20 protein-coding genes are annotated in these 25,371 nt (G+C 68.6%); 10 read left to right on the forward strand and 10 right to left on the reverse strand.

Annotated features, from left to right (window positions below; genetic code table 11):
- The first annotated feature begins 121 nt into the window (after positions 1-121).
- Positions 122-799: a TetR/AcrR family transcriptional regulator gene (locus AHIS1636_RS00990; RefSeq protein ID WP_264793934.1), complete on the forward strand. Its 678-nt coding sequence runs from the start codon at positions 122-124 to the stop codon at positions 797-799.
- 33 nt (positions 800-832) lie between these two features.
- Here the strand turns inward: AHIS1636_RS00990 and AHIS1636_RS00995 are convergent, their stop codons facing one another.
- The 4 genes from AHIS1636_RS00995 to AHIS1636_RS01010 are packed head-to-tail and all read right to left on the reverse strand — an operon-like array spanning position 833 to position 5,013.
- Entirely contained in the window at positions 833-1,630 is a 798-nt protein-coding gene (locus AHIS1636_RS00995; RefSeq protein ID WP_264793935.1) for an ABC transporter permease, read from the reverse strand.
- A gap of 19 nt (positions 1,631-1,649) precedes the next feature.
- Positions 1,650-2,621, reverse strand: a complete 972-nt coding sequence (locus AHIS1636_RS01000) for an ABC transporter permease (protein WP_264793936.1) — start codon at positions 2,619-2,621, stop codon at positions 1,650-1,652.
- A complete protein-coding gene (locus AHIS1636_RS01005) occupies positions 2,618-3,796 on the reverse strand; it encodes an ABC transporter ATP-binding protein (RefSeq protein ID WP_264793937.1) in 1,179 nt (392 codons plus the stop codon). Before AHIS1636_RS01005 ends, AHIS1636_RS01000 begins: the two co-directional genes overlap by 4 nt.
- On the reverse strand, positions 3,796-5,013 hold the full coding sequence (locus AHIS1636_RS01010) for an ABC transporter substrate-binding protein (protein ID WP_264793938.1): 1,218 nt from the start codon (positions 5,011-5,013) through the stop codon (positions 3,796-3,798). The genes AHIS1636_RS01005 and AHIS1636_RS01010 overlap by 1 nt, the downstream gene beginning before the upstream one ends.
- A 221-nt stretch (positions 5,014-5,234) precedes the next feature.
- Between AHIS1636_RS01010 and AHIS1636_RS01015 the strand changes: the two genes are divergently transcribed.
- Complete coding sequence (locus tag AHIS1636_RS01015) at positions 5,235-5,720, forward strand: Lrp/AsnC family transcriptional regulator (protein ID WP_264793939.1); 486 nt, start codon at positions 5,235-5,237, stop codon at positions 5,718-5,720.
- Positions 5,717-7,120 carry an aspartate aminotransferase family protein gene (locus tag AHIS1636_RS01020; RefSeq protein WP_264793940.1) on the forward strand — a complete coding sequence of 468 codons (1,404 nt, stop codon included), beginning with the start codon at positions 5,717-5,719 and terminating at the stop codon, positions 7,118-7,120. The genes AHIS1636_RS01015 and AHIS1636_RS01020 overlap by 4 nt, the downstream gene beginning before the upstream one ends.
- A 109-nt stretch (positions 7,121-7,229) precedes the next feature.
- Here the strand turns inward: AHIS1636_RS01020 and qcrA are convergent, their stop codons facing one another.
- Positions 7,230-8,291, reverse strand: a complete 1,062-nt coding sequence (gene qcrA / locus AHIS1636_RS01025; RefSeq protein ID WP_264793941.1) for a cytochrome bc1 complex Rieske iron-sulfur subunit — start codon at positions 8,289-8,291, stop codon at positions 7,230-7,232.
- Between the two features lie 297 nt (positions 8,292-8,588).
- Between qcrA and AHIS1636_RS01030 the strand changes: the two genes are divergently transcribed.
- Both AHIS1636_RS01030 and AHIS1636_RS01035 read left to right on the forward strand, forming a co-directional pair.
- Positions 8,589-9,230: a DUF4352 domain-containing protein gene (locus AHIS1636_RS01030; protein WP_264793942.1), complete on the forward strand. Its 642-nt coding sequence runs from the start codon at positions 8,589-8,591 to the stop codon at positions 9,228-9,230.
- On the forward strand, positions 9,227-11,662 hold the full coding sequence (locus AHIS1636_RS01035) for a multicopper oxidase domain-containing protein (RefSeq protein ID WP_264793943.1): 2,436 nt from the start codon (positions 9,227-9,229) through the stop codon (positions 11,660-11,662). The genes AHIS1636_RS01030 and AHIS1636_RS01035 overlap by 4 nt, the downstream gene beginning before the upstream one ends.
- Here AHIS1636_RS01035 and AHIS1636_RS01040 read toward each other — a convergent pair.
- Positions 11,649-13,106: an AAA family ATPase gene (locus tag AHIS1636_RS01040; protein WP_264793944.1), complete on the reverse strand. Its 1,458-nt coding sequence runs from the start codon at positions 13,104-13,106 to the stop codon at positions 11,649-11,651. The two genes, AHIS1636_RS01035 and AHIS1636_RS01040, sit on opposite strands and share 14 nt — an antisense overlap.
- Before the next feature lie 35 nt (positions 13,107-13,141).
- A complete protein-coding gene (locus tag AHIS1636_RS01045; RefSeq protein ID WP_264793945.1) occupies positions 13,142-14,752 on the reverse strand; it encodes a PucR family transcriptional regulator in 1,611 nt (536 codons plus the stop codon).
- Between the two features lie 132 nt (positions 14,753-14,884).
- Here AHIS1636_RS01045 and AHIS1636_RS01050 point away from each other — a divergent pair, with 132 nt between their 5' ends.
- Both AHIS1636_RS01050 and AHIS1636_RS01055 read left to right on the forward strand, forming a co-directional pair.
- On the forward strand, positions 14,885-16,375 hold the full coding sequence (locus AHIS1636_RS01050) for a CoA-acylating methylmalonate-semialdehyde dehydrogenase (protein WP_264793946.1): 1,491 nt from the start codon (positions 14,885-14,887) through the stop codon (positions 16,373-16,375).
- Positions 16,376-16,429: 54 nt separating this feature from the next.
- The gene (locus AHIS1636_RS01055) at positions 16,430-17,809 is read left to right on the forward strand and encodes an aspartate aminotransferase family protein (protein ID WP_264793947.1); all 1,380 of its coding nucleotides are present in this window, start codon (positions 16,430-16,432) and stop codon (positions 17,807-17,809) included.
- 81 nt (positions 17,810-17,890) lie between these two features.
- Here the strand turns inward: AHIS1636_RS01055 and AHIS1636_RS01060 are convergent, their stop codons facing one another.
- Entirely contained in the window at positions 17,891-18,565 is a 675-nt protein-coding gene (locus tag AHIS1636_RS01060; RefSeq protein WP_264793948.1) for a TetR/AcrR family transcriptional regulator C-terminal domain-containing protein, read from the reverse strand.
- A 28-nt stretch (positions 18,566-18,593) separates the two neighbouring features.
- On the reverse strand, positions 18,594-19,016 hold the full coding sequence (locus AHIS1636_RS01065) for a hypothetical protein (RefSeq protein ID WP_264793949.1): 423 nt from the start codon (positions 19,014-19,016) through the stop codon (positions 18,594-18,596).
- Between the two features lie 392 nt (positions 19,017-19,408).
- Between AHIS1636_RS01065 and AHIS1636_RS01070 the strand changes: the two genes are divergently transcribed.
- From AHIS1636_RS01070 to AHIS1636_RS01080, 3 genes are read left to right on the forward strand one after another with little or no spacing between them, the layout of a single operon-like run.
- Positions 19,409-21,127, forward strand: coding sequence for an amidohydrolase (locus AHIS1636_RS01070; RefSeq protein WP_264793950.1), 1,719 nt, complete (start codon positions 19,409-19,411; stop codon positions 21,125-21,127).
- Positions 21,124-22,581, forward strand: a complete 1,458-nt coding sequence (locus AHIS1636_RS01075; protein ID WP_264793951.1) for an NAD(P)/FAD-dependent oxidoreductase — start codon at positions 21,124-21,126, stop codon at positions 22,579-22,581. Before AHIS1636_RS01070 ends, AHIS1636_RS01075 begins: the two co-directional genes overlap by 4 nt.
- A gap of 45 nt (positions 22,582-22,626) precedes the next feature.
- Positions 22,627-24,105 carry a gamma-aminobutyraldehyde dehydrogenase gene (locus tag AHIS1636_RS01080; RefSeq protein ID WP_264793952.1) on the forward strand — a complete coding sequence of 493 codons (1,479 nt, stop codon included), beginning with the start codon at positions 22,627-22,629 and terminating at the stop codon, positions 24,103-24,105.
- A gap of 4 nt (positions 24,106-24,109) precedes the next feature.
- Here the strand turns inward: AHIS1636_RS01080 and AHIS1636_RS01085 are convergent, their stop codons facing one another.
- Entirely contained in the window at positions 24,110-25,171 is a 1,062-nt protein-coding gene (locus AHIS1636_RS01085; RefSeq protein WP_264793953.1) for a 2,3-butanediol dehydrogenase, read from the reverse strand.
- Positions 25,172-25,371: the final 200 nt, after the last annotated feature.

Here is a 25,371-nt window from a genome sequence, read left to right on the forward strand (position 1 = left end):
TCATTTAGAACAATGGTAGCGGCATCGTCGGTCCGTGTGAAGACAGAACGTAGGATGAAGTCCGGGCCCCGAGCCGGTGCCCCAAGATCCGTACGCGTAGCCGATGGAGGAAGCCGCAGGTATGGCAGTCGAGGCAGCATCCGGGGCGCACCGCCCGGCGGGAAGGCCAACGCAGAAGGTCCTGTCCAAGGAGCGCATCACCGCGGCGGCTCTGAAGCTCATCGAGGCGGGCGGCTACGAACGGCTGACGATGTCCGCCCTCGCCAAGTCGCTGCAGGTGGCCCCGTCCGCCCTGTACAACCATGTGGCCTCCAAACAGGATGTGCTGGTGCTGGTGCAGGACGACATCATCACCAGCATCGACGTCTCCGCCTTCGGGACCGAGCCGTGGGCGGCCGCGATCCGCCGCTGGGCCTGGTCGTACCGGGATGTCTTCACCCGGCACACGCCGCTGATCCCGGTGATCGCGGTGCTGCCGGTCACCGGTGCCGGGCAGACCCTGCGGATGTACGAGACATTGACCGCTGCCTTCCTGGACGACGGCTGGCCCGAGCCGCTGGTCGTGCCGGCCATCGTGGCGCTGGAATCCTTCATCTTCGGGTCCGCCTTCGACGTCACGGCACCGGCGGACATCTTCGAGTCCGGTGAACTCGCCGAGGCGAACCCGAAGTTCACGTCCGCCGTCCGGAGCCAGGGCCTCGGCGCGGGCGGATCGGCCGCGGACGCCGCCTTCCGGCTCGGGCTGGAGGGCCTGATCGTCGGGCTGCAGGCGCAGCGCGACGCCTGGGCCGCAGGCTGACCCAACTATTCGGGCTGCCGGCGGCCCCTCCGGCTAGCGGGCCGCGAGCAGCTTGGCCCGCCGGCTGGCCAGGACCTGTCCGCCGATAACCACCAGCAGGGCGACGATGAACATGGCCGAGCCGATGACGTTCGCCTGCGCGGGAATTCCCCTGGTCGCCGCCACGTAGATGAACTTCGGGAACGTGTCGACGTTGCCGGAGTTGAAGTTCGTGATGATGAAGTCGTCGAAGCTCATCGCGAAAGCCAGCAGCGCGGCGGCGACGATGCCGGGCAGCAGCAGCGGGAAGGTCACCCGCCAGAAGGCCTGCATCGGCGAGGCGTAGAGGTCGGCTGCGGCCTCCTCGAGCTTCGGGTCCAGGCTGGCGACGCGCGCCTTGACGGTCACCACGACGAACGAGATGCAGAACATCGTGTGGGCGATGATGATCGTGCCCATCCCCAGGTCGGCACCGAGGTTCAGGAACTGCGCCAGCAGGGACGCGCCCAGCACCACTTCCGGGGTGGCCAGCGGCAGGAAGATCAGCATGTTCGCGGTGGCGTTGAACCTGAAGCGGTACCGCACCAGCCCGATGGCAATAGCCGTTCCGAGGATCGTCGCCAGCAGGGTCGCGGTGGCCCCGATCTGCAGGCTGTTGCCGAGCGCCTGGCAGACCGCCGGGGCGCCGCAGGGATTCTGCCAGTTCTCCAGCGTGAAGCCGCGCCATGACAGGTTGGTCCGTCCGGCGTCGTTGAAGGAAAACGCGAAGACGTACGCGATGGGGACCAGCAGGAACAGGAACGCGAGCCCGCCGATGGCCGGGACCAGCCAGCGTCCGATGGTTTGCCGCATGCCGCCTGACCTCCTTATCTCAAAGTAGTTCTTTGGTGCCGAAGCGCCGGACATAGAGGATGACCAGGGCGAGGATCGCCAGCATCAGCACGAAGGACAGCGCGGAGGCGCCGGGATAGTCCACCACGCGGAAGAACCTGGAGTCGATGACCTGCCCGATCATGGTGGTGTCCTGGTTATTGCCCAGCAGGGCGGCGTTGATGTAGTCGCCCGACGCCGGGATGAAGGTCAGCAGGGTTCCGGCCATCACACCGGGCATGGACAGCGGCAGCGTGACCGTCCGGAACGTCTGGAACGGGCTGGCGTACAGGTCCGTGCCGGCCTCGATCAGCCGGGTGTCCAGCCGCTCCAGGTTCGCGTAGATCGGCAGCGTCATGAAGGGCAGGAAGTTGTAGGTCAGGCCGCAGACCACGGCGAAGGCCGTGGCGGTCAGCCGGCCGTCCTCGGGCAGCAGGGCCACCGCGCGCAGCACGGCCACCACCGGCCCCTCGTCGGCCAGGATCTGCTTCCAGGCCTGGGTGCGCAGGATGAAGCTGGTGAAGAACGGCGCGATGATCAGCACCAGCAGGATCCCCTGCAGCAGCTTCCGGCCCCGCAGCCGGACCGCGACCAGGTAGGCCATCGGGTAGCCGATCAGCAGCGCCGCGACCGTGGCGACCAACGCGAAGGCGAAGGAGCGCAGCAGCTCCTGCCAGTACGCGCCGAGCACGTCGGCGTAGTTGCCGAACTGCAGCGCCGGCACGAACTGGCCGACATCCGCGCCCGGCGGCTTCGCGTAGAGCGAGGTGGCGAGCAGCGAGAAGACCGGCAGCACGAAGAACAGCAGCATGAACGCGAAGCCGGGCAGGATCAGCCAGTAGCCCATCCGGCTGCGGCGGCGCTCGGCTCCGATTTCGCCGGCGCTGCGCGGGTCCTTCCCGCCGGGCCGGGCGGCCTTGCCGGAGGCGTCTGCAGCCGGGCCGTTTCCACGGTTGCGGGCCAGCAGGCTCATGGCGCCGCGGCTTCCGCGGCCTCGGCCGCGCCGGCGCTGGAGTCCTCGCGGCCATCCAGCCCGAAGGCGTGGGCGGTGTCCCAGCAGAGCACGACTTCATCGCCCGGCCGCGCCAGCTGCTGGCCGTGGTTCTGCGAGAACACGCCCAGCCGCCCGACGCCGGGAACGTCCACCAGGTAATCGGTGCTGACGCCGGTGAACGACGTGTCCGCGACGCGGCCGTGCAGCATGTTGTCCGGGTCCCCCGCGGCATCCTGCGGCCACATCATCTTGAGTTTCTCCGGGCGGATCCCGACCAGCACCCGGCCGTGGTGCGCCGCGGCCCGCTCCTTGAGTACGGTGAGCCGGTTGCCCCGGGCATTGACGACGACGGCGTCCCCGCGGTCCTCGATTACCTCACCGGGGACGAGATTGGACTTTCCCAGGAAGTTCGCGACGAAGGCGGTGCGCGGAAGCTCGTAGAGTTCCCGCGGGGCGCCCATCTGCTCAACCCGGCCGGCATTCATCACGGCAACCGTGTCCGCCATCGTCATGGCCTCTTCCTGGTCGTGCGTAACGTGCACGAAGGTCAGGCCGACCTCGAGCTGGATATTCTTCAGCTCCACCTGCATCTGCCGGCGGAGCTTCATGTCCAGGGCGCCGAGCGGCTCGTCCAGCAGGAGCACGGCCGGCCGGTTCACGATGGCACGGGCCAGGGCAACACGCTGCTGCTGCCCGCCCGAGAGCTGGCCGGGACGGCGGGCGGCCAGATGGCCGAGCTCCACCAGCTCCAGCGCGCTTTTGGCCCGGGCCTCGGCGCCACGGATTTTCCGACGCTTGAGGCCGAACGCCACGTTGTCCAGCACGCTCATATGCGGGAACAACGCGTAGTTCTGGAACACGGTGTTGACCGGGCGCTCGTGCGCCCCGGTGCGGGTGATGTCCCGGCCGCCGATGCTGAGCGTGCCGGAGGTGGGCTGCTCCAGCCCCGCCACCATGCGCAGCGTTGTCGTCTTGCCGCAGCCGGAGGGTCCGAGCAGCGCGAAGAACGAGCCCGCCGGTATGGTCAGGTTCAGGTCGTCCACGGCGACGAAGTCGGCGAAGCGCTTCGTGACCGAGTCCAGCACGAGGTCGGCTCCCCCGCTGTCCCGGCCCGCCGCCGTCGTTGTTTCCTCCGCAAGGCGTTCCTGGACCATCAATTGCCGATCGCTTTCTGGAACCGGTCGCTGAAATCGGTCTCCTCTTCCGCGGACAGGGTGCGCAGTACGTGCGCGTTGGCAAGGAAGTCCTCCGTGGGGAAGATCAGCGGGTTCTCCACCAGTTCAGGATCGATGGCCTCCATGGCCTCGCGGGCGCCCTCGACCGGGCAGATGTAGTTCACGTACGCGGCGACGGTGGCGGCATTCTTCGGGTCGTAGTAGTAGTCCATCAGCGCTTCGGCGTTGGCCTTGTGCGGCGAGCCGATCGGGACCATCAGGTTGTCCGACCAGAGCGTGCCGCCGGCGTCCGGCAGGGCGAACTCCCACTTGTCGCCTTCTTCGAAGTTCAGCTGCGTGATGTCGCCGGACCAGGCGATGACGGCGAGCGCGTCGCCGGAGATCAGGTCCTCCTTATAGGAGTTGCCCTTGACCTGGCGGATCTGGCCGTCGGCGATCTGCTTGCTGAGGACTTCGAGGGCGGCATCGTACTCGGCGCTTCCCCACTCGCCGGAAATGTCGACGCCGTTGTCCAGCATCAGCAGCCCCATGGTGTCGCGCATTTCGTCCAGCACCTCCACGCGGCCCTTGAGCTCGGGCTGCCACAGGTCGGCGACCGTGCGCAGTCCGCCGGGAACGGCTTCCTTGTTCCACGCGATGCCCGCGAAACCGGATTGCCAGGTCAGCGAGTTCTTCCGGCCCGGGTCGAAGTCCACGTTCTTGAGGTTCTCGAGCAGGTTGGCCGAGTTGGGGATGTTGGCCAGGTCAAGTTCCTGCGTGTAGCCGAGGCGGATCAGCCGGGCGGCCATCCAGTCCGTGAGCGTGATGATGTCCTGGCCGATATCCTGGCCGGCGGCCAATTGGCCCTGCACCTTGCCGAAGTAGGTGTCGTTGCCGTCAATGTCCTCGGAGTAGTTGGCCTGGATGCCGCTGGCTTGGGAGAACGCGTCCAGCGACGGGTAGGTCTGGGCCTTGTCGTCATAGTCCAGGTACAGCGTCCAGTTGGCCCAATTGACCACCTTCTCCGATCCGGACAGGTCCGCCGCGGGAGTTGGCGTTCCGCCGGCGGCGGAGTTGGTCGTGGAGCCACCGGTGCCGCAGGCAGCCAGCAGGCCGGCCAAAGTCAGTCCGCCCGCTCCCATCAGGACATTGCGGCGGGAGAACTGGGCCGATACCAGGCGGCGCAGGCGGGGGTCGTCGGGTAGGCGCTGTGGCATGTGGGCTCCTGGTCAGAGGCGGATGCTGTTGTGCCGTCGATACTGGCAGACCCCCTGCACGCAGACAAGGTTTTCAGTTGTAAATTTTTTGTTACCCAACTGATCTCATCGTCAGATCAAGGATTTACCACTGGTTCCGCAGCTAGGGGTCTTGCGCAAGCCAGCGGCAGCGACTTCAATAGCAGCATTCCCACGAAGCCTTCGAAGGAGGTGGAACTCCCATGAGCACCCAGCACGGCGGCGGCGCCGCTCCCGGGGCGGCCGGCCCGATCGATGATGTTTCCAAGGCGATCATCGAGCAGTTGCAGGAAGATGGCAGGCGGTCCTACGCGAACATCGGCAAGGCCGTCGGGCTCTCCGAGGCCGCCGTGCGGCAGCGGGTCCAGAAGCTCACCGACAGCGGCGTTATGCAGATCGTCGCCGTGACGGATCCCCTGCAGCTCGGCTTCTCGCGCCAGGCGATGCTGGGCATCAAGGCCGACGACGATTTGGTGGCCGTTGCCGACAGGATCGCGGCGCTCAACCAGGTGGACTACTGCCTGGTCACCGCAGGGTCCTTCGACATCCTGGCCGAAGTGATCTGCGCGAACGACGACGACCTGCTGCGGCTCATCACCAGGATCCGCGGCATCGACGGCGTCCTCAGCACGGAAACGTTCATGTACCTCTCCCTGCGGAAGCAGGAATACAACTGGGGAACCCGATGACTCAAACCAGCACCGAACGCACCTACAGCACGCCGCGCGGCACCGACCGCCAGCAGGCGGCGCGCGACCATTTGTGGATGCACATGGCCCGCCACTCCAACCTGGCCGCCGGCGGCACCGTGCCCGTCATTACCCGCGGCGAGGGCCACCTGATCTACGACGACCAGGGCCGCGAGTATATCGACGGCCTGGCCGGGCTCTTCGTGGTCCAGGTGGGCCACGGGCGCGAGGAGCTTGCGCAGGCTGCGGCCCGCCAGGCCCGTGAGCTGGCGTTCATGCCGCTCTGGTCCTACGCCCACCCGGCCGCCATCGACCTGTCCGAGCGGCTGGCGCACCACGCCCCCGGCGACCTGAACCGCGTCTTCTTCACCACCGGCGGCGGCGAGGCTGTGGAGACGGCATGGAAGCTGGCCAAGCAGTACTTCAAGCTGCGGGGCAAGCCGAACAAGACCAAGGTCATCTCGCGCGCCGTGGCCTACCACGGCACCCCGCAGGGGGCGCTGTCCATCACCGGCATCCCGGACATGAAGACCCCGTTCGAACCGCTCGTGCCCGGCGCCTTCCGGGTTCCGAACACCAACCAGTACCGCGCACCCGCAGGCCTCGAGGACCCGGAGGCCTTCGGCCGCTGGGCCGCGGACCGGATCGGCGAGGCCATCGAGTTCGAGGGACCCGATACGGTCGCCGCCGTGTTCCTGGAGCCGGTGCAGAACTCCGGCGGCTGCTTCCCGCCGCCTCCCGGCTACTTCAAGCGCGTGCGCGAGATCTGCGACGAGTACGACGTCCTGCTGGTATCGGACGAGGTGATCTGCGCCTTCGGCCGGATCGGCTCTATGTTCGCCAGCGACGACTTCGGCTATGTGCCGGACATGATCACCTGCGCCAAGGGCATGACCAGCGGCTACTCCCCCATCGGCGCCATGATCGCCTCGGACCGGCTGTTCGAGCCGTTCAAGCACGGGGACACGACCTTCTACCACGGCTACACGTTCGGCGGGCACCCGGTCTCCGCCGCCGTCGCCATGGAAAACCTGGACATCTTCGAGCGCGAGGGCCTCAACAACCACGTGAAGCAGAACGCACCGCTGTTTCGCGCCACGCTGGAGAAGCTCCGGGACCTGCCGATCGTCGGAGACGTGCGCGGCGAGGGCTACTTCTACGGGATTGAACTGGTCAAGGACAAGGCCACCAAGGAGACCTTCACGGACGAAGAATCGGAGCGGCTGCTCCGCGGCTACCTGTCCAACGCGCTGTTCGACGCCGGCCTCTACTGCCGCGCGGACGACCGCGGGGACCCCGTGGTCCAGCTCGCTCCCCCGCTCACCATCGGCCCCCGGGAGTTCGATCAGATCGAGCAGATCCTTCGCTCCGTCCTGACGGAAGGCCTGAACCACCTGTAGCGGTCCGCCCCGTCCCCGGGCCCTTCGGCAAGGGTCCGGGGACGTTCGCCGCGTGGTTCCGCGCGCCAGAACGAGCCCGGACAGGAAGCACCAATGGCCGGCCGAAGGCCTATCTGCCGGATTCCTTCTCCAGCAGGGCCCGCTCCCAGAAGCTCGGGCCGACGGGTTCATGGAAGTCGCTCCGGGCGACCAGGTAACCCTCGCTGTTCACCGTGATCGGCAGCTGCGGCAGGGCTCGGGACGCCGGGCCGAAGATCACCTTGCATTGCTGCGTCACGTCGAAGGTGGACTGATGGCAGGGGCAGAGCAGGTGGTGGGTCTGCTGCTCATACAGGGCCACCGGGCAGCCGACGTGCGTGCAGATTTTGGAATAGGCAACGATGCCGTTGTAGGCCCAGTCCTCCCGGCCGGGACTGGGATGCAGGTCCTCCGGGTTCAGGCGCATGAGCAGGACCACGGACTTGGCTTTTTCGTCGAGCTTGCCTTCATGCAGTTCGTTCAGGCCTTCGGGAATGACGTGGAAGGCCGAGCCGAAGGTCACGTCCGCGGCTTTGATGGGGGTTCCCTCGGGGTCGCGTGCCAGGCGCGTCCCTTCCTTCCACAGGGTATGTCCCAGTACAGCGGGGTCGAGGTTCTTGGACAGGTCCCGCAGGATGCCGATGGGCGGCAGGATGGCCAGCACCCCGGCACCGATGAGGGTGTAGCGGATCAGCCGGCGGCGCTTGATGCCCGACTCCGAGATGATCTCGCTGACCATCGTTTCCGCGATCTGGCGGTCCTCCTCGGTGCGGACTGCATGCCGCTCTTCGGCGATTTCGTGGTCGGGCATCAGGGTCTTCGCCCAGTGCACGACGCCGACGCCGATCCCCAGCATCGCGAAGGCGGTGCCCATGCCGAGCAGCACGTTCTGCAGGCGCAGCGTGGAAATCGTGGTGGATTCATCCAACGGGATGGCAAAGTATCCGAAGAAGAAAAGCAGGGTACCGATCACCGAAATTGTCAAGAGAACTGCAACCTGCCGCTCGGCACGATTGGCGGCCCGGGGATCCTTATCGGCAAGGCGCGGGCGATGGGGAGGTAATCCGGGATCCTGGAACTTCTCTACTTGGCCCTGGCCAGCCTTGGCAACGCTGTCGGAGGTGGTCGGGTCGCCGTGGTTATGGTCGCCCATGATCTCTCTCGTCCTTCGCAGAGATTCTGTATATGACTCTAAGAGTGTGCCTGCGTTATTTCAACGGTCTTCCCGCCGGCCCCTCGGCGGGCGGCGTCGCGGTTGAGCAGTCCGGCGCGACTATGTGAAGCAATCGGTGAACAAGGCTTTTCCAAGAATCCCCGCCAGCATGATCGGGTCAAGCCAATCGGGGGAAAGGCAGGCCGCGCCATGGCACGATTCCGTGCAACAGAGGCACACCACACACTTAGCGAACCGCAGGAAAAGGCGGGAGGTTCCACCGCGCGCGGGGGGCCGGTGCTCAGCAGACGGCAGCTTGGGTTGCTGTTCGGAGGCGGCGCGGCCGTCATTATCGGCGGCGCCAGCTTCGGCGTTGTCGCCAAGAGCGTCCAGCACGCCAGGACGGAGGCGGCGACGGCGTTCGGCTCGGTGCGGCTGCTACGCGCGGCACGCCTGGCCCGGCTCTCGGCGGACGGTTCGCCGTCTCCGCTGGTCGGACGGGTGGCACTGGCGCGCATGTCCGGCCAGCCCGTGACGGCGGCCGGCGCGGGAATCGGTGTAGCCGTGCCCGCAGCGGCAGCGGGACACGGGGGACACGGCGGTGCGATACCGGGGCTGCGCTGGCCTCAACCGGAGAACCATACCTGGGGCGACGTCATCCTGGTCGAGCTGGAGGTGACCAACACCGGCACCGAGCACGTGCCGTTCTCGCCGGGCCAGCTGCGGCTGCGACCGGCGGCCGGCGGGTTCAGCACCAGCCTGCAGGACGCGGACCGCGACGCCGGGGCCCTCGTCCCGGGAAGGCCGGAGCGACTGTGGGTCAGCTTCCTTGCGCCTGAAACGGCCGGGCGCTTCCTGGTGGAATTCACCGACCCGCTGCAGGACACGACGGTGGACCTGCACGTACCCGATCTCGTCACTGTACTGGAGCGATCATGAACACCTTGGACATCCATATCAATGACGGCTACCTGCCGATGGTCGACGGTTCGCTGGTGTACCACCGCGGCTACGGCGACCGGCACACGGCGACGAAGGATCCGAAGCCGGCGCTGCAGCTCAGCCCGCACGTCTTTACCCAGGACGGCGACGTGGTGAAGAGCCGCCACTACCCGCTGGACGCCGAGCTGCCGCCGCACGGCCGGCCGGAACCGGCTTTCAAGGATCCGTTCAACCCCGGCGAGTACCTGGTGCACCGGGCCTTCTGGGCCAGCTTCTACCCTAAGCGCGCCCTGATCGCCGAGACGGGCAGCACCATCCGGCTCCGCGTCACGAACCACCTGGCCCAGCCGCACGCCCTGCAGTTCCTCGACGTCGGCGATCCGGGGAACCACGAGGGCACCGGCAGCATCCCGCCGGGCGGATCCAAAGTGCTGGAGTTCGAGGCGCCGGCGCCGGGGACCTACGTCTACTGCGACCCGGGCGGCGATGAAGACGACGCGATGGCCGATCCCGTCCAGCGCATCCTGGGCCTGTACGGCGCGCTGCTGGTCACCGACCCGTCCGAGCCGTGGCGGCTGCAGCCGGAGGGGCCGGAGTTCGAGCGGCAGTGGCTCTGGATCCTGCACAACGTGGATCCGCAGTGGGCGGCCCAGGCCTCGCGCGGCCAGGAGGTGGACCCGGACAAGACGCCGGCTCTTCCGCGCTACTTCACGCTGAACGGCCGCAGCGGCTTCCAGTCCCTGGCCGTGACCACCGACCTCGCCTTGAACGAGGAACGCGAGGAGGACTCGCTGATGTCCGGCTCGGCGCGATCCATCGACGTCCGGGACTTCAGCCAGCAGGCCACCGAGGACACCGTGCGGACCGGCCAGCTCATGCGCTTCGTCAACGCCGGAGTCGTGCACCACCAGCTGCACTTCCACGGCAATCACATCTGGACAGTCCGACGCAACGGCACGTTCTTCCCGCGCAGCGGCGGCTTCGTCGACGACGAGAACCACGTGGTGCTGCAGCAGTGGGAAGACGTCGTGGAGGTCCATCCGCTGGACCGCAAGGACTCGGTGCTTCCGGTCCGCCGGCCTCCGGAAGCCACCGAACAGGTCTGGGATGCCCGGGCCGGCGACTGGCACTACCCGATGCACTGCCACGCCGAGCCCTCGCAGGTCGCCCGCGGCGGCATGTACCCCGGCGGGCTGGTGGGGCACTGGACCGTGGCCGAACCAGCCGATGTCCCGGAGCCGCCGCCCGGCAGCGTGACCCCGCCGCCCGGTCCGGAACCGGAGCCGCCCCGGGCCCTGACCGCTAAGCCGGGCACTGCCATCCGGCCTCCGGACCATAAGCTGTACCGCACCCAGGTGGACTTCAGCTCCGACCAGATCCACGAGGGCAGCCCCAAGACGGAGTTCCCGCTCAAGCCGGACCGCAAGGAGGAGTTCGATTTCTTCAGCCGCAAGATGAAGTTCGACGACCGCGCCGAGCACGAGATGTGGACGTTCGAGACGGAGAACTCCGGCCGGATCTTTCCCGCGCCGCTGCTCCGGCTCACCGAGGGCCAGGTCTTCCACGGCACGGTCAAGCCCAGCAAGAAGGTCCACACCATCCACTGGCACGGCATCGAGCCGGACCCCCGGAACGACGGCGTCGGCCACACTTCCTTCGAGGTCTCCGGGCACTACACCTACCAGTGGCGCACGGAAAAAGGCCGGCCCGGCAACCCGAACTTCGGCTCCTCCGGCACCTACTTCTATCACTGCCACGTCAACACCACGCTGCACGTGCAGATGGGCATGTTCGGGCCGCTGATCATCGACCCGCACGTCCACCCGGACTATCCGGTCAGCAAAGGGTCGCGCCGGGCCTTCGTCGACGGCCCGGAGTACGACATTGCCACGGAGACGATCCTGGTCCCGTATTCACTCGACCCGCGCTGGCACGAGCTGAACCACGCCGCGGGATTGTCCGGCGAAGACGTCGGGCTGGACAACTTCCGGCCCCGGCACTTCTACCTGCTCGGCGGCAACCTCGCCGCGCGTCCCAAGAAGGAGGGGCCCACCTTCTTGAAGGCAATGACCGCCAACGTCGAAGGCGGCGGCCGCAAGCCCACCCTGCTGCGGCTGCTCAACGCCAACTACTATCCGGTCAACGTGCGGTTCACGGACATGTCGGGCAACCCGGTGCGCATGGCGGAACTCATCTCCCACGACGGACGGCCCTTCCGTGACACGTCAAACCCGGCCGGGCCGTCCCTGCCGACCGGCGAGACGGACAGCCCGCTTATCGCTTCCGCCCTGAACTTCGGCGCCGCCGAACGCTACGACATGCTGCTCCGGCCCCCGAAGGCGGGCAAGTACAAGCTGACCGTGGAGCTCACGCATTGGATTACCGAGGCGGTGCTGTTCAAGCGGGAGGTCATCGTCACCGCAAGCTAGGGCCGGGGCCCGGATACGGCGGCGCGAAACCGCCAAAGCCGTCCTCGTCCAATCCTGCAGGTCCGCCCGCAGGACCGCTGCCGAGCAGGCTGTGGGTCAGCAGGGCGCTGTCCGCCATCAGGTCGTCCACGGCGGAGCGCAGGTGGGCGTCCCCGGGTACCGAGCCGTCCACAGCGGCGGCCAGGGCCGTGCGCCGGACGAGTTCCTTGGTGAAAGAGGCGGTGGTTCCGGCGGTCCGCTCGGCGGCATCGGCGATGGCCGCGCGGCTGAGGGCCAGCTCGCGGCCGTACAGCCCGAGCAGTGCCGCGCGTTCGGTGGTTCCCGGCAGCGGGATCTCGACCGCCAGGTCCACGCGGCCGGGGCGCTGCGCGAGCGCCCGCTCGAGCATGTCGACCCGGTTGGTGGTGAGCAGGAAGGTCACGTCCGCGTCGTCGTCGAGCCCGTCCATGGCGTCCAGCACCTCGAAGAGCAGCGGCTGCGGGCCGTGGCCGAAGCTCCGGTCCTCGGCGATCAGGTCGCAGTCCTCGAGGATCACCATCGACGGCTGCAGCGCCCGGGCCATCCGTGCCGCTTCGGAGATGAAGGCGAGGGAGCCGCCGGCGAGGATGATCGCCGTCGTACCCGCACTGCGGCTCAGCAGGTAGCGGACGGTGTGGGTCTTGCCGGTTCCGGGCGGTCCGTAGAGCAGGATTCCCCGCTTGAGGTGCTGGCCGAGCCTCCTGAGATCGTCCCGGTGCTCGGCAATGCCGACGACGTGCCGCGCGATCCGGTCCATCACGCCCTCGGGCAGGATGACGTCCGCGTCCGTCAGGTCCGGCCGTTCATGGAAGGTCACCCCAGCGCCGCTGGAGCCGAAATCGTCCATCGCCAGGGAGACGACCTGTCCCTTGAGCACGCTGAAGGTCTGCATCCGTGAGCGCAGCTCCGCGAGGAGACCCGCGCCCGCCTCCGGCTGCGCCGACAGCACCTCCAGCTGCGCCGCCTCCCGCCCGTAGCGCGGGCTGGCCTCGCGCTGGAGCACGACCACCGGCGAGCCGCCGCGCTTGAAGAGCCAGACGCCGAGGGCGATGGTCTGCCGCTGTTCGCCGGGGCCCACTGCCGAGTTGGAGTAGTCCGGCTGCGCCAGCGGGAACTGAGCGTACAGCTGCGCGTGCTGGAGCATGTCACTCAACCCGGCATGGTGCCGGCGGTCCCCGCCGCCGATCCCGACGAGCCGGTGCCCCGGGTCCTCCCCGGCGACGCCCGCCAGCAGGATGTCCGCGTCCACGTACCGGTGCCTCGGAATCTCCTCTACGACCACCGGCAGCTCGTGCGCGGGCACGCCGAGGTGTGCCGTGAGGACGTCGATAAGCTGCTCGCCCTTCCGGAACCGGTGCCCGCCGGACTGGGCCAACTGCACCAGCTCGGCGAAATGGTCCATGAACCTGCCCAGTTCCTCCGTCATGGCACCGACCCTACCAGCGGGCAAGGACGGTTCCGCTAGAGCCCCTGCAGCCTGTGGACCAGCAGCGCCACGTGCAGCGATGTCCGGGATTCGGCGTCGTCAAGCCGCACCCCCAGCCGCTGCTCCAGCCGCGCCAGCCGGGCGTAGAGCGTGGGCCGGCTCAGGTACCCGCTGCGGGCCAGTTCCGACTTGTTGCCGCCGCTCTCCAGGTACCGCTGCAGCAGGTCCAGGTCCCCGCCGTCGTTCCCGGACTCCAGCACTCCGGCCAGTTCGGCCTCCACGAACGTCTGCACGCGCGGATCGTGCCGCAGCAGCGTGAGCAGGCCGCGCAGCCGGACATCGGTCGAGCGGTAGAATCGCTTGGCGCCGGCGGGCAGCGTGCTCGCCGTCTCGGCGACCTGTCCGGCTTCGTCAAGACCGGCGGCCGCCTGCAGCAGCCGGGCGTGCGGGCGGCCCACTCCCGCGGTCCAGCGCAGGTCCTCGGCCGCGCCCGCCGACCGGTCTGCCAACTCGCCGCAGATGCGTTCCAGCACGGAGTCCTCCAGCTGCCGCGCGGGCAGGGCCAGCAGCACGGCGACCGAGCCGGTCTGCAGACTGGCCGCGAGCGCCGAGTTCCGGGAGGCGGCAAGCACCCGGTTGACCAGTTCCAGCAGGGCACGCTCCCGGCGCTGCAGGGCGATGGGCTCCGCGGTGGAGGCGTGGTCCAGGCGCAGCACCACGGGCAGGTAGAGCGGCGCCGGCGGCAGTCCTAGGGCGGCTGCGCGGGTCAGGGCCTCCGCCTCGTCCAGGGAACGCGGCTGGCGCAGTTCATGCAGGAGGCCGGCCTGCGCCTGGTGGCCGAGTTCGCGCTGGTCACGCTCCGCCATCCGGTTGATGGTCAGTGCCTGTCCCGCCCGCTCCAGCACCATGGCCGCCTCCGCCTCGTCGCCCAGCAGGCCCGGCACCACGAGCCGGCCCCAACGCTGGCCGCGCAGCCCCACCGGCGTCTGCAGCCAGCCCTCGTCGCCGGTGCGCGCGGTCTCCTCCCGGTAGTGCGTGGCCCGGGACCGGCGCTTCCAGTCCGCCAGCAAATCTCCCGGTGCGGTGCCGGCGGGGTCGAAGGCGAGGACCAGGTGGGCGACGTCCTCGAGCACGACGGCAGATTGGATCAGCTTCGCTGTGCGCGCGACGATCTCCTCCGGCGAGGCGCTTTCGAGGCTGAGCATGGTGAAGACCTCGTGCACCTCGCGGGCCTTCTCCACCCGTTCCAGCTGGGCGGCGACGATCAGCCGGTGCACCACCTCGGTCACTTCCACGAACCTGACCCGCCGCGTCACCAGCACCACCGGCAGCGCCGCGTCGCGGGCGGCCTGCCGCAGTGCGGCTTCGGCCTCGGGGCGGTCCGCGGTGATTTCGACGACGACGCCGGCGGCCCCCAGCGCGGCCAGTTCACCAAGGTAGCGGGCAGCTTCGGCGGCGGACGTGCCGAAGCCGAGGCCGGTGGTCAGGACCAGCTCGCCGCCTTCCAGCAGACCCGCGAGGCTCTTCAGTTCGGCGACGTGGACCCAGCGGACGGGATCCTGCAAATGGTCGGCCCCGGCCAGCACCTCCGGCCGGCCGGAAGCCAGCGGGGGAAGCCGCAGGATGCGCTCGAGTGTGACGTGCATTGACACAGTGTAAACGGAACGACGGTTCTTCTGACAGTCTGGCAATGGTGCTCGCGCCCCCGGAAGGAGCACGATGGAGCCAGCGGCAGGCCACCGGCCGGCTTCACCAGCGAACCACCAGGAGTTTCCTTCATGCAGACCATCCAGCACTGGATCAACGGCGCCTATTCCTCCCCCGCCGACAGCCGCCACGCGGACGTCACCAACCCCGCCACCGGCAAAGTCTCCGGCCGCGTCGCACTGGCGAGCGCCGCCGTCGTCAATGATGCGGTTGCCGCGGCCGCGGACGCGTTCCCGGCCTGGCGCGACACCTCACTCGCCCGGCGGACGCAGATCCTGTTCAGCTTCCGCGAACTGCTCAACGCCCGCAAGGGCGAGCTCGCCGCCATCATCACCTCGGAGCATGGCAAGGTGCTCGACGACGCCCTCGGCGAGGTCAGCCGCGGCCAGGAAGTCGTGGAATTCGCCTGCGGCATCCCGCACCTGCTCAAGGGCGGCTACACCGAAAACGCTTCGACGAAGGTGGACGTGCACTCGATCCGCCAGCCGGTGGGCCCGGTCGCGATCATCAGCCCGTTCAACTTCCCCGCCATGGTCCCGATGTGGTTCTTCCCGGTCGCCATCGCGACCGGCAACACCGTGGTGGTCAAGCCCAGCGAGAAGGACCCGACGGCCGTGAACTGGGTCGCGGAACTGTGGAAGGAAGCCGGCCTGCCGGACGGCGTCTTCAACGTGGTGCACGGTGACAAGGAAGCCGTCGACACGCTGCTGGAGCATCCGGAGATCAAGTCAGTCTCCTTCGTCGGCTCCACCCCGATCGCGAAGTACGTCTACGAGAAGGGCACCGCCGCAGGCAAGCGCGTGCAGGCCCTGGGCGGCGCGAAGAACCACATGATCGTGCTGCCGGATGCGGACCTCGACCTGGCCGCCGACGCCGCCGTCAGTGCCGGCTACGGCTCCGCGGGCGAACGCTGCATGGCCATCTCGGCACTGGTCGCCGTGGGCGGGATCGCCGACGAGCTGGTCGCCAAGATCGCCGAACGTACCCGCACGCTGCGGATCGGCGACGGGCTGCGCGGCACCGACATGGGCCCCCTGGTCACCAAGGCGCACCGGGAGAAGGTGGCCGGCTACATCGAGGCCGGCGAGGCTTCGGGCGCCACGGTGGTGCTGGACGGCCGGCAGGTGAAGGCGGACGCGGAAGGCGACGGCTTCTTCCTCGGCCCGACCCTGTTCGACAACGTCACGCCGGACATGTCCGTCTACACCGACGAAATCTTCGGTCCTGTCCTCTCCGTGGTCCGCGCCGAGACCTACGACGAGGCGCTGGCCCTGATCAACGCCAACCCGTACGGCAACGGCACGGCGATTTTCACCAACGACGGCGGTGCCGCCCGGCGCTTCGAGAACGAGGTCGAGGTGGGTATGGTGGGCATCAACGTGCCGATCCCGGTGCCGATGGCGTACTACTCGTTCGGCGGCTGGAAGAATTCGCTCTTCGGCGACAGCCACGCACACGGCACCGAGGGCGTGCACTTCTTCACCCGCGGCAAGGTCGTCACCACGCGCTGGCTGGACCCGAGCCACGGCGGGCTGAACCTCGGGTTCCCGCAGAATGCCTGAGGCAGCGGACCCAGCCCGGAACCGAAGCCGTCGTTGCTAGAAAAGGAGACCTGAATGACCACCACCGCAGCGCACACCGGCGCCGAGGTCAGCGAGGCCGAGCTCGAGGCCGGCCGGCGCGCCTACGAACTGGACCGCAAGCACGTGTTCCACTCCTGGTCCGCCCAGGAGCAGATCAAGCCCATGACCATCGTGCGCGCCGAAGGGTCCTATGTCTGGGACGGCGAGGGCAGCAAGCTGCTGGACTTCTCCTCGCAGCTGGTGAACACCAACATCGGCCACCAGCATCCGAAGGTCGTCGCGGCGATCCAGGAGCAGGCCGGCAAGCTGTGCACCGTCGCGCCGCAGCACGTCAATGACGCACGGTCGGAGGCGGCGCGGCTGATCGCCGAACTGACGCCGGGCGAACTGGACAAGATCTTCTTCACCAACGGCGGCGCGGACGCGGTGGAGCACGCCATCCGGATGGCCCGGCTGCACACCGGCCGGTACAAGGTGCTCTCGGCCTACCGTTCCTACCACGGCGGCACCGCGCTGGCCGTCAACGTGACCGGAGACCCGCGGCGCATCGCCAACGACTACGGCAACGCCGGCACGGTGCATTTCCACGCGCCGTTCCTGTACCGCTCGCAGTTCCACTCCGCCACCGAGGTCGAGGAAACCCAGCGCGCGCTGGAGCACCTGGAAACGACCATCCAGCTCGAAGGCGCCGACCGCTTCGCGGCGATCATCCTGGAGTCCATCCCGGGCACCGCCGGTATCATGGTGCCCCCGCCGGGCTACATCCAGGGCGTGCGCGAGCTGGCCACCAAGTACGGGATCATGTTCATCGCGGACGAGGTCATGGCCGGCTTCGGCCGCTCCGGCAAGTGGTTCGCCATCAACCATTTCGACGTGGTGCCGGACCTGATGACCTTCGCCAAGGGCGTGAACTCGGGCTACGTCCCGCTCGGCGGCGTGGCCATGTCCCCCGAGATCTACGCGACGTTCGCGGACCGGGCCTACCCGGGCGGGCTGACCTACTCGGGCCACCCGCTGGCCTGCGCGGCCGCCGTCGCAACGATCAACGCGATGCGCGACGAGCAGATGGTGGAGCACGCCGCCGAGCTGGGCGAAACCGTCTTCGGGCCGGGGCTGGCCGAGCTGGCCGCCAAGCACCCCTCCATCGGCGAGGTCCGCGGCGTCGGCGCGTTCTGGGCGATCGAGCTGGTCAAGAACCGGCAGACCCGGGAGCCGCTCGCAGCCTACGGCGGTTCCAGCCCGGCGATGAATGAGCTGATCGGCGCCTGCAAGTCCCGCGGGCTCCTGCCGTTCGCCAACTTCAACCGTATCCACGTGGTCCCGCCGCTGAACATCGCGGCGGAGGACGCCCGGGCCGGCCTGGCCATCCTGGACGCCGCGCTGGAGACGGCGGACAAGCACGCCGAGGGCTGAGGCTGGCGAACGCCCGCCCAGCGGGCGGGACCGGCAGAGCTGCTGCTGCCGGTCCCGCCGCTTGCTTTAACCGTGCAGGCTTCAACCGGGCAGTCGGGCCTCGATGCCATCGAGCAGCAGGTCGAGGGCGAAGGCGAAGTTCTCCTCGTCGCTGATGCCCGGCATGGCGGCCGCGGAGGCCGCGGCGTTCGGGAACCGGTCGGCCGGAGCCTGCGCGTAGGCTTCGGCCCAGGCGCGGTTGTCCGCCTCGGACTTTTCGCCCAGCGACTTCAAGGCGGCGCCGAAGCCGGTCCAGGCCAGCATGAAGTCGGCGCAGGCCCGGTAGATCCGGACTGCCTCGTCACGCCCGAAGCCGGCCTGCCGGAGCGTGGACAGCATGGTCTCGATGAACTGCATCTCGGACTCCTGCCGGGTCACCCGAACCGCGGCCAGGGCGGCCACCTGCGGGTGGGCCAGGTAGGCGCGGCGGCCCCGGACCACCAGGTCCCTGATGGTGTCCCGCCACGAGGGGCCCGGTTCGAAGTCCCGCAGGGCTTCCCCGATCAGCCGGTCCGCCAGCGCCAGCAGCAGCTCGTCCTTGTCTTTGAAGTGCCGGTATAAGGCGGTGGGGTCGGCGCCGAGCAGCCGTCCGATGCGGCGGAAGGTGAGTGCCGAGCCGCCCGCTTCGTCCGCCAGCTGCAGGCAGGCGTCGACGATGACCTCGCGCGAGAGTCCCTTGGCTCGCTGCCGAGGGGCGCTCGTCCCGGTCGCTGCCATTGCGTCCATCCTCCTGTCAGCCGGTGCGTCACTCCACTGTAGCCGCGGCCGGCTCCTGGCCGCGGGCGGCTTCGGGCAGGTCCCTGCCGCGTTCGGAGACGCCGCTGCGGCGGGAGATGGCGAAGAGCAGCGCACCGAAGGCGAGGCTCGGGACGGCGATCACCAGCCCGAGGGCGTGCGGGCCGACCACGCCCACCAGGTTGCCGCCGACGACCGGGCCCAGGGCGACACCGACAATGTAGACGCCCATGACCAGCGTTCCAACCCTGCCGGACAGGTCCATCCGGGCGGCCAGGCCGAAGACCAGGGCCAGGACACCGGCCAGCAGGGCCGCCGCGGCCAGCCGGTTGACGATCATCGCCGTATTGACGGTCTTGTCCGGGTCGCGCGTGGCCGAGGAGGCCGCCGTCGCCGTGGCCACCACGATGCCGGCGCCGAGGCCTCCCAGCACGACACCCCGCCACGACGGCAGCCGTCGTCAGGGTCACGGCGCCGAGGCCGAAGCCACGGACATACCGAGGTCGGCAATGAGCGCGCGATGAGGACGGGAACCAGGTTGGCGGCGAGCAGGGCCAGGACCCAGGTTCCGAGAAAGCCGATCACGACTTTGGGAGTGAGGGCGGCTAGAGGTGCAGCAGATGGTATCGAAGGTCCTTACGTCGAAGGAACGGACATCATCGTCAACAACGTTGACTGAACCATTCCATACACAACAGGCTCCGACAACCCAAAATGAATGTGATTCAAATAATTCACGGAATCGCAGTCAACACTGTTGACACCGGGCCTGCGTTTGAGTTCGATAAGTGACACCATCGACATCCATCACGAAAGCAGGACACTGTGGGCGCAGACTGGATCTTCCACTCCGGCCGGATCTTCGACGGGCGGCAGCTCCATCCCGCGGCCACGGCGGTGGCGGTGGCGGACGGGCGGATCACCGCCCTCGGGAGCGACGCCGAGGTCCGCGCCGCGGCGGGCACTGCCACCGAGACCGTGGACCTCGGCGGCCGCCTGCTCACGCCCGGCTTCACCGACGCGCACGTGCACGCCGTGTATGGCGGCGTCGAACGGCTCGGCTGCGACCTTTCCGAACTCTCCGGGCTGGACACCGTGCTGGAACGCGTCCGCGGGTATGCCGCGTCCACGGACCGGCCGTGGATCACCGGCGGCGGCTGGCACAAGGCGGATTTTCCCGGCGGCTACCCCACCCGCGAACTGCTCGATGCCATCGTTTCCGACCGGCCCGTCTACCTCATCAACGCGGACCACCACAGCGCCTGGGTCAACTCCCGGGCGCTGGAACTGGCCGGGGTGGACGCAGCCACGCCGGACCCCGAGGACGGCTGGGTGGAACGCGAGACCGACGGCCATCCCGCCGGCACCCTGCATGAGGGGGCAATGGACCTGGTCAACCGCTTCCTGCCGCCCTTGACGGACGAGGACCTCGAGGCGGGGCTGCTGGAAGCCCAGCGCTACCTCCACTCGGTCGGGGTGACCGGCTGGCAGGAGGCGATCTTGGGCGACTATGCCGGCTACCCGGACGCCAGCAGCATCTACCGCAGCCTGGCCGGACGCGGACTCCTGACCGGGCGGGCATCCGGCGCACTCTGGGTGCCGCGGAGCACCACGACGGAGAACGTCATGGAACTGGTCGCGGACTTCGAGGAACGACGGCGGAGCAACCGGGAGGCGGGATTCGGCACGACCAGCGCCAAGATCATGGTGGACGGGGTGCCCGAGAACCGCACCGCCGCGATGCTCGATCCGTACCTGCGCCCCTGCCGCTGCGGGGAAGCGGATGGCCCGGGCGGGCACGCCGTCCAGGCCGAGGAGGATGACAGCCGCGGCCTGCTGTACCTGCCCGAGGAGGTGCTCAATGAGGTCTCCGCGGCACTGGACGCGGCCGGCTTCGACCTGCACATGCATGTGATCGGCGACCGGGCCGTGCGCCGAGGCCTGGACGCCGTCGAACATCTGCGGGCCCGCAATCCGCGCACGCCAGGAGGTTTCCGCGGACGCCACCACATGGCCCATCTGCAGATCGTCCATCCGCAGGATGTCGCCCGCTTTGCCGCCCTCGGGGTCACCGTCAACGCGCAGGCGCTCTGGGCCTGCAACGACGACCAGATGCTGCAGATGACCGTACCGCTGATCGGTGACACGCGGGCGGGCTGGCAGTATCCGTTCCACTCGCTGCTGGCCCGCGGTGCCCGGATGGCGATGGGTTCCGACTGGCCGGTCTCTACGCCCGATCCCTGGCAGGCCATCCACGTTGCGGTCAACCGCGCCCACCCGGCGTACCCGGACGCTCCGCCGCTCCTTCCCGCCGAGGCGGTCACGCTGCAGACCGCGCTTTCCGCCTACACTGCGGGCTCGGCCTGGCTGAACCGCCACGACGACGGCGGCGGGATCCTCCCGGGCCGGGCCGCCGATCTGGTGGTCCTGGATGTGGATCCCTTCCGGCTCGACCCGGCCGACCTCCACACGGTCGGCACGGCCCTGACCATGGCGAACGGCCGGGTCGTCCATGCCCCTTCCCGTTCCGGAGCCCTGGCGTGAGCCGGCCCGGCAGCCCGGGCCGGACCGTCTACGAGCGGGCCGAACGGCAGATCCCGGACAGCCGCATCACCGCAGCCCTGGCGGACGCCCGGCGGGAATCCTTTTGGCTGGACGACCCGGCCCGGCCGGAGCCCCTGCCTCCGCTGGCGGGCCCGGCGGATGCGGACCTGGCCGTTGTGGGCGGCGGCTATTCCGGACTCTGGACCGCGCTGCTGGCCAAGGAACGGAATCCGGACCGCCGCGTGATGCTGCTCGAAGGGCGCCGGATCGGCTGGGCCGCCTCCGGCCGCAACGGCGGGTTCTGCGAGGCGAGCCTCACCCATGGTGACGCCAACGGGGAGAAGCACCTGCCGCAGGAGGCCGCCCGGCTGCGCGAACTCGGCCGGGAGAACCTCGGGCAGATTGCTGCCGCGGTGGAGAAGTACGGCATCGACTGCGGCTTCGAATGGACCGGCACGCTTACGGTGGCGACCGAGGGCCACCAGGTCCAGTGGCTCCGTGACGAAGAGGGACAGGACCCGGACGTGCTCTTCCTGGACCAGGAGGCCGTCCGCAAGGAGGTCGGCTCGCCGCTCTACCGCGCCGGCCTGTGGGACAAGAAGAGCACGGCGATGCTCAACCCGGCCCGGCTGGCGTGGGGGCTGCAGCGCGCGTGCCTGGCGGCCGGCGTCGAAATCTTCGAACACACCCCGGTGCGAAGCCTGCGGAAATCCGGGACCGCCGTCGAACTCCGCACCGACCGCGGAACGGTCGCGGCGGACCGGGTCGCGCTGGCCACGAACGTGTTTCCCTCGCTGCTCAAGCGGACGCGCCTGCACACGGTACCGGTCTACGACTATGCCCTGATGACGGAGCCGTTGGCCCCGGAGCAGTTGCGCGCGATCGGATGGCACAACCGGCCCGGCCTGGCGGACCTGGACAACCGTTTCCATTACTACCGCCTGGCCACCGATCCCGCCGGCGGCACCCGCATCCTGTTCGGCGGCTACGACGCCGTCTACCACTACGGGCGCGGCATGCGGCAGGACTACGAGCAGCGCGACGCCACGTTCACCCGCCTGGCCGCGCATTTCTTCGCCACCTTTCCGCAGCTCGAGGACGTGAAGTTCACCCACCGGTGGGGCGGCGCCATCGACACGTGCAGCCGCTTTTTCCCGTTCTTCGCAACGGCCTGCGGGGGCCGGGTCGCGTTCGCCGCCGGCTACACCGGGCTCGGCGTGGGCGCCACGCGCTTCGGAGCCGACGTCATGCTCGACCTGCTTGCCGGGACTCCGACCGAGCGCACCCGGCTGGCGATGGTGCGGCGCCGGCCGCTCCCCTTTCCGCCGGAGCCCCTCGCGTGGCTGGGCATCAAGGCAACGACGGCGGCACTCGTCCGTGCGGACCGGAACCAGGGCCGCCGCGGACCATGGCTGAAGGCGATGGATTCCATCGGCATGGGCTTCGATTCCTGAACCATGTCCGTTACCAAGAATTCACTACTGAAAGGCAACTGCCCCATGCACCAGTTCATTGACGGCGGCTTCCGCGAAGGCCGCGGCGACGAGGCCAAGCGGATCAACCCGGCGACCGGCGAGACGGCGGAAACCATCCGCTATGCGTCCATCGAGGACGTGGACCAGGCCGTCGCCGCAGCCGCGCGCGCCTTTTCCGGCTGGTCCCGCCTGGCTCCGGCCGAACGGTCGCAGGCGATCCATAAGCTGGCGGCCGAGCTTGAGCTCCGCGCAGGCGAACTGGCGGCTGTCGAGAGCGCCCAAACGGGGAAGGCCATCCGGCTGGCGAAGGAGTTCGACGTTCCCGGCACCGTGGACAATGCCTCCTTCTTCGCCGGGGCCGCCCGGCAGCTGCAGGGGCTGGCCGCCGGCGAATACGGGGCGGGCGGAACCTCCATGATCCGGCGCGAGCCGATCGGCGTGGTCGGCTCCATCGCCCCCTGGAACTATCCGCTGCAAATGGCCGCATGGAAGATCCTGCCCGCCATCGCCGCCGGCAACACGATTGTCCTGAAGCCCTCCGAGCTGACGCCGGGGACCTCGCTGCTCTTCGCCGAGGCCGCCAAGGCGGCAGGCATCCCCGACGGCGTCATCAACATCGTCACCGGCCCCGGACGCGGCGCCGGGGAGCACCTGGTCACGCACCCGGACGTCGCCATGACCTCCTTCACCGGCTCCACCGCGGTGGGCCGGCGGATCATGGAGCTGGCTTCCCGGTCTGCGAAGCGGGTGCACCTGGAGCTCGGCGGCAAGGCCCCGTTCGTGGTCTTCGACGACGCCGACGTCGACGCTGCCGCGCATGGCGCCGTAGCCGGCGCGATCATCAACGGCGGCCAGGACTGCACCGCGGCGACCCGTGCCTACATCCAGCGGCCGCTGTTCGACGCGTTCACCGCCCGCGTCACGGAGCTCATGGACCAGGTGGTCGTCGGGGACCCGACGGACGATGACACCGACCTGGGCTCGCTCATCAGCCACGCCCACCGGGACAAGGTGGCCGGCTTCGTGGAGCGGGCCCGCGGTTACGGTGCCCGGGTCCTTGCCGGCGGCGCCGCACCCGGCGGGGAGCTGGCGGCGGGCGCGTACTACCGGCCGACGCTGGTAGTGGACGCGGCGCAGGACTCCGAAATCGTGCAGGACGAGGTCTTCGGCCCGGTGCTCACGGCCCTGCCGTTTGATACCGACGACGAGGGCCTGGCGCTGGCAAACGACACCCCGTACGGGCTGGCCGCCTCCGCGTGGACCCGGGACCTCGAGCGTTCCCTGCGTGCGAGCGCCGAGATCCAGGCTGGCTGCGTCTGGATCAACGACCACATCCCGATCGTCTCCGAACTGCCGCATGGCGGCTATAAGGCCTCAGGGTTCGGCAAGGACATGTCCGCCTACTCCTTCGAGGAATACACGAACATCAAGCACGTCATGCTGGGCCGGGACGGCAGCACCCACAAAGCCTGGCAGGACACCGTCTTCCGCCTCCGTCCCTGAAGGATCACTGGTTCGGGTTCACCAGGATTTTCACGTGCTCCTCGTTGTTGTTGATGAGCTGTTCGAAACCGCCGGTGATGAGCTCATCCAGCGGAATCCTCGCGGTGATGAAGGGGGCCAGGTCGAGTTTGCCCTCCTGGACCAGCTTGATGGTGCTCTCATGGTCGTTGGCGTACCCGATCGTGCCGCGCAGGTCGATCTCCTTGAGCACGAGCGAGGGCATGTCGACCTCCGGCTTCCGGCCCCAGATCGAGACGTTGACGATGACACCGCCGGGCCTGACTGCGTCCATCAGCATGTCCAGGACGACCGGAACCGAGCTGCACTCGAAGCCGACGTCCGCCCCCTTGCCGCCGGTGAGCTCGCGGACCTTGCCGGCCACGTTGCCCTCCCGCGGATCGAACACCTGGTCGGCCACCCCGGTGTCACGCGCCATCTTCTTCCGGGCCTCGCTGAGTTCCGAGATGTAGACGGTCAGGCCCGAAGCCTTGAGCACGGCCGCGGTCAGCAGTCCGATGGGGCCGGCTCCCCCGACGATGGCGGTATCGCCGGCCTTCGCGCCGCTGCGCACAAAGGCATGGTGCCCGACCGAAAGCGGTTCGATCAGGGCCGCCTGGTCCAGGGGAATGTCACCGACGGGGTGCACCCAGCGCCGTTCCACCACGATCTTCTGTGACAGGCCGCCGCCCCGGCCGCCGAGGCCGATGAAGTTCATGTCCTTCGACAGCTGGTACGCCTCCCCGGGGCCGGTATCGACGTCGTCCCGGATGATGTAGGGCTCGACAACCACGCTCTGGCCGGCCTCAAGGTCCGTCACGCCCTCGCCGACCGCGCTGACAGTCCCGGAGAATTCGTGCCCCAGCGTGACGGGGGCCTCCTCGCCCGAGATGGGATGTGGAGAGCCCTTGGGCGGAATGAAGATCGGCCCTTCCAGGTATTCGTGCAGGTCCGTGCCGCAAATGCCGCACCAGGCGACGTCGATGGCCACGGTTCCGGGTTTCAGCTCCTGTTCCGGGATGTCCTCGATCCGGATGTCCTTCCGGGCGTAGTAGCGCGCAGCCTTCATGACGGTTCCTCCTTCGTGGCGTCCACTGAAGCCCTCAGCCTAATGACCGCCTGTTCGACTGTGAACCACCCCATCACCCGATACGCCCGGTCATGCGCCGGTCGGGGCCGACGCGAAATAAAAGAACGCCATTCATTTAAACTCTTGTGCGGCAGGCCACAGGCCTGTATAAATGAATCTTGTTCATTTGTGATCTGCAT

Source organism: Arthrobacter mangrovi, from assembly GCF_026011795.1.
Taxonomy (GTDB): Bacteria; Actinomycetota; Actinomycetes; order Actinomycetales; family Micrococcaceae; genus Crystallibacter; species Crystallibacter mangrovi.

Bases quoted from the DNA above. Each gene is read 5' to 3' on its own strand.
- AHIS1636_RS00990 (WP_264793934.1), top strand. From the start codon at position 122: ATGGCAGTCGAGGCAGCATCCGGGGCGCACCGCCCGGCGGGAAGGCCA.
- AHIS1636_RS00995 (WP_264793935.1), bottom strand. From the start codon at position 1,630: ATGCGGCAAACCATCGGACGCTGGCTGGTCCCGGCCATCGGCGGGCTC.
- AHIS1636_RS01000 (WP_264793936.1), bottom strand. From the start codon at position 2,621: ATGAGCCTGCTGGCCCGCAACCGTGGAAACGGCCCGGCTGCAGACGCC.
- AHIS1636_RS01005 (WP_264793937.1), bottom strand. From the start codon at position 3,796: ATGGTCCAGGAACGCCTTGCGGAGGAAACAACGACGGCGGCGGGCCGG.
- AHIS1636_RS01010 (WP_264793938.1), bottom strand. From the start codon at position 5,013: ATGCCACAGCGCCTACCCGACGACCCCCGCCTGCGCCGCCTGGTATCG.
- AHIS1636_RS01015 (WP_264793939.1), top strand. From the start codon at position 5,235: ATGAGCACCCAGCACGGCGGCGGCGCCGCTCCCGGGGCGGCCGGCCCG.
- AHIS1636_RS01020 (WP_264793940.1), top strand. From the start codon at position 5,717: ATGACTCAAACCAGCACCGAACGCACCTACAGCACGCCGCGCGGCACC.
- qcrA (WP_264793941.1), bottom strand. From the start codon at position 8,291: ATGGGCGACCATAACCACGGCGACCCGACCACCTCCGACAGCGTTGCC.
- AHIS1636_RS01035 (WP_264793943.1), top strand. From the start codon at position 9,227: ATGAACACCTTGGACATCCATATCAATGACGGCTACCTGCCGATGGTC.
- AHIS1636_RS01040 (WP_264793944.1), bottom strand. From the start codon at position 13,106: ATGACGGAGGAACTGGGCAGGTTCATGGACCATTTCGCCGAGCTGGTG.
- AHIS1636_RS01045 (WP_264793945.1), bottom strand. From the start codon at position 14,752: ATGCACGTCACACTCGAGCGCATCCTGCGGCTTCCCCCGCTGGCTTCC.
- AHIS1636_RS01050 (WP_264793946.1), top strand. From the start codon at position 14,885: ATGCAGACCATCCAGCACTGGATCAACGGCGCCTATTCCTCCCCCGCC.
- AHIS1636_RS01055 (WP_264793947.1), top strand. From the start codon at position 16,430: ATGACCACCACCGCAGCGCACACCGGCGCCGAGGTCAGCGAGGCCGAG.
- AHIS1636_RS01060 (WP_264793948.1), bottom strand. From the start codon at position 18,565: ATGGCAGCGACCGGGACGAGCGCCCCTCGGCAGCGAGCCAAGGGACTC.
- AHIS1636_RS01080 (WP_264793952.1), top strand. From the start codon at position 22,627: ATGCACCAGTTCATTGACGGCGGCTTCCGCGAAGGCCGCGGCGACGAG.
- AHIS1636_RS01085 (WP_264793953.1), bottom strand. From the start codon at position 25,171: ATGAAGGCTGCGCGCTACTACGCCCGGAAGGACATCCGGATCGAGGAC.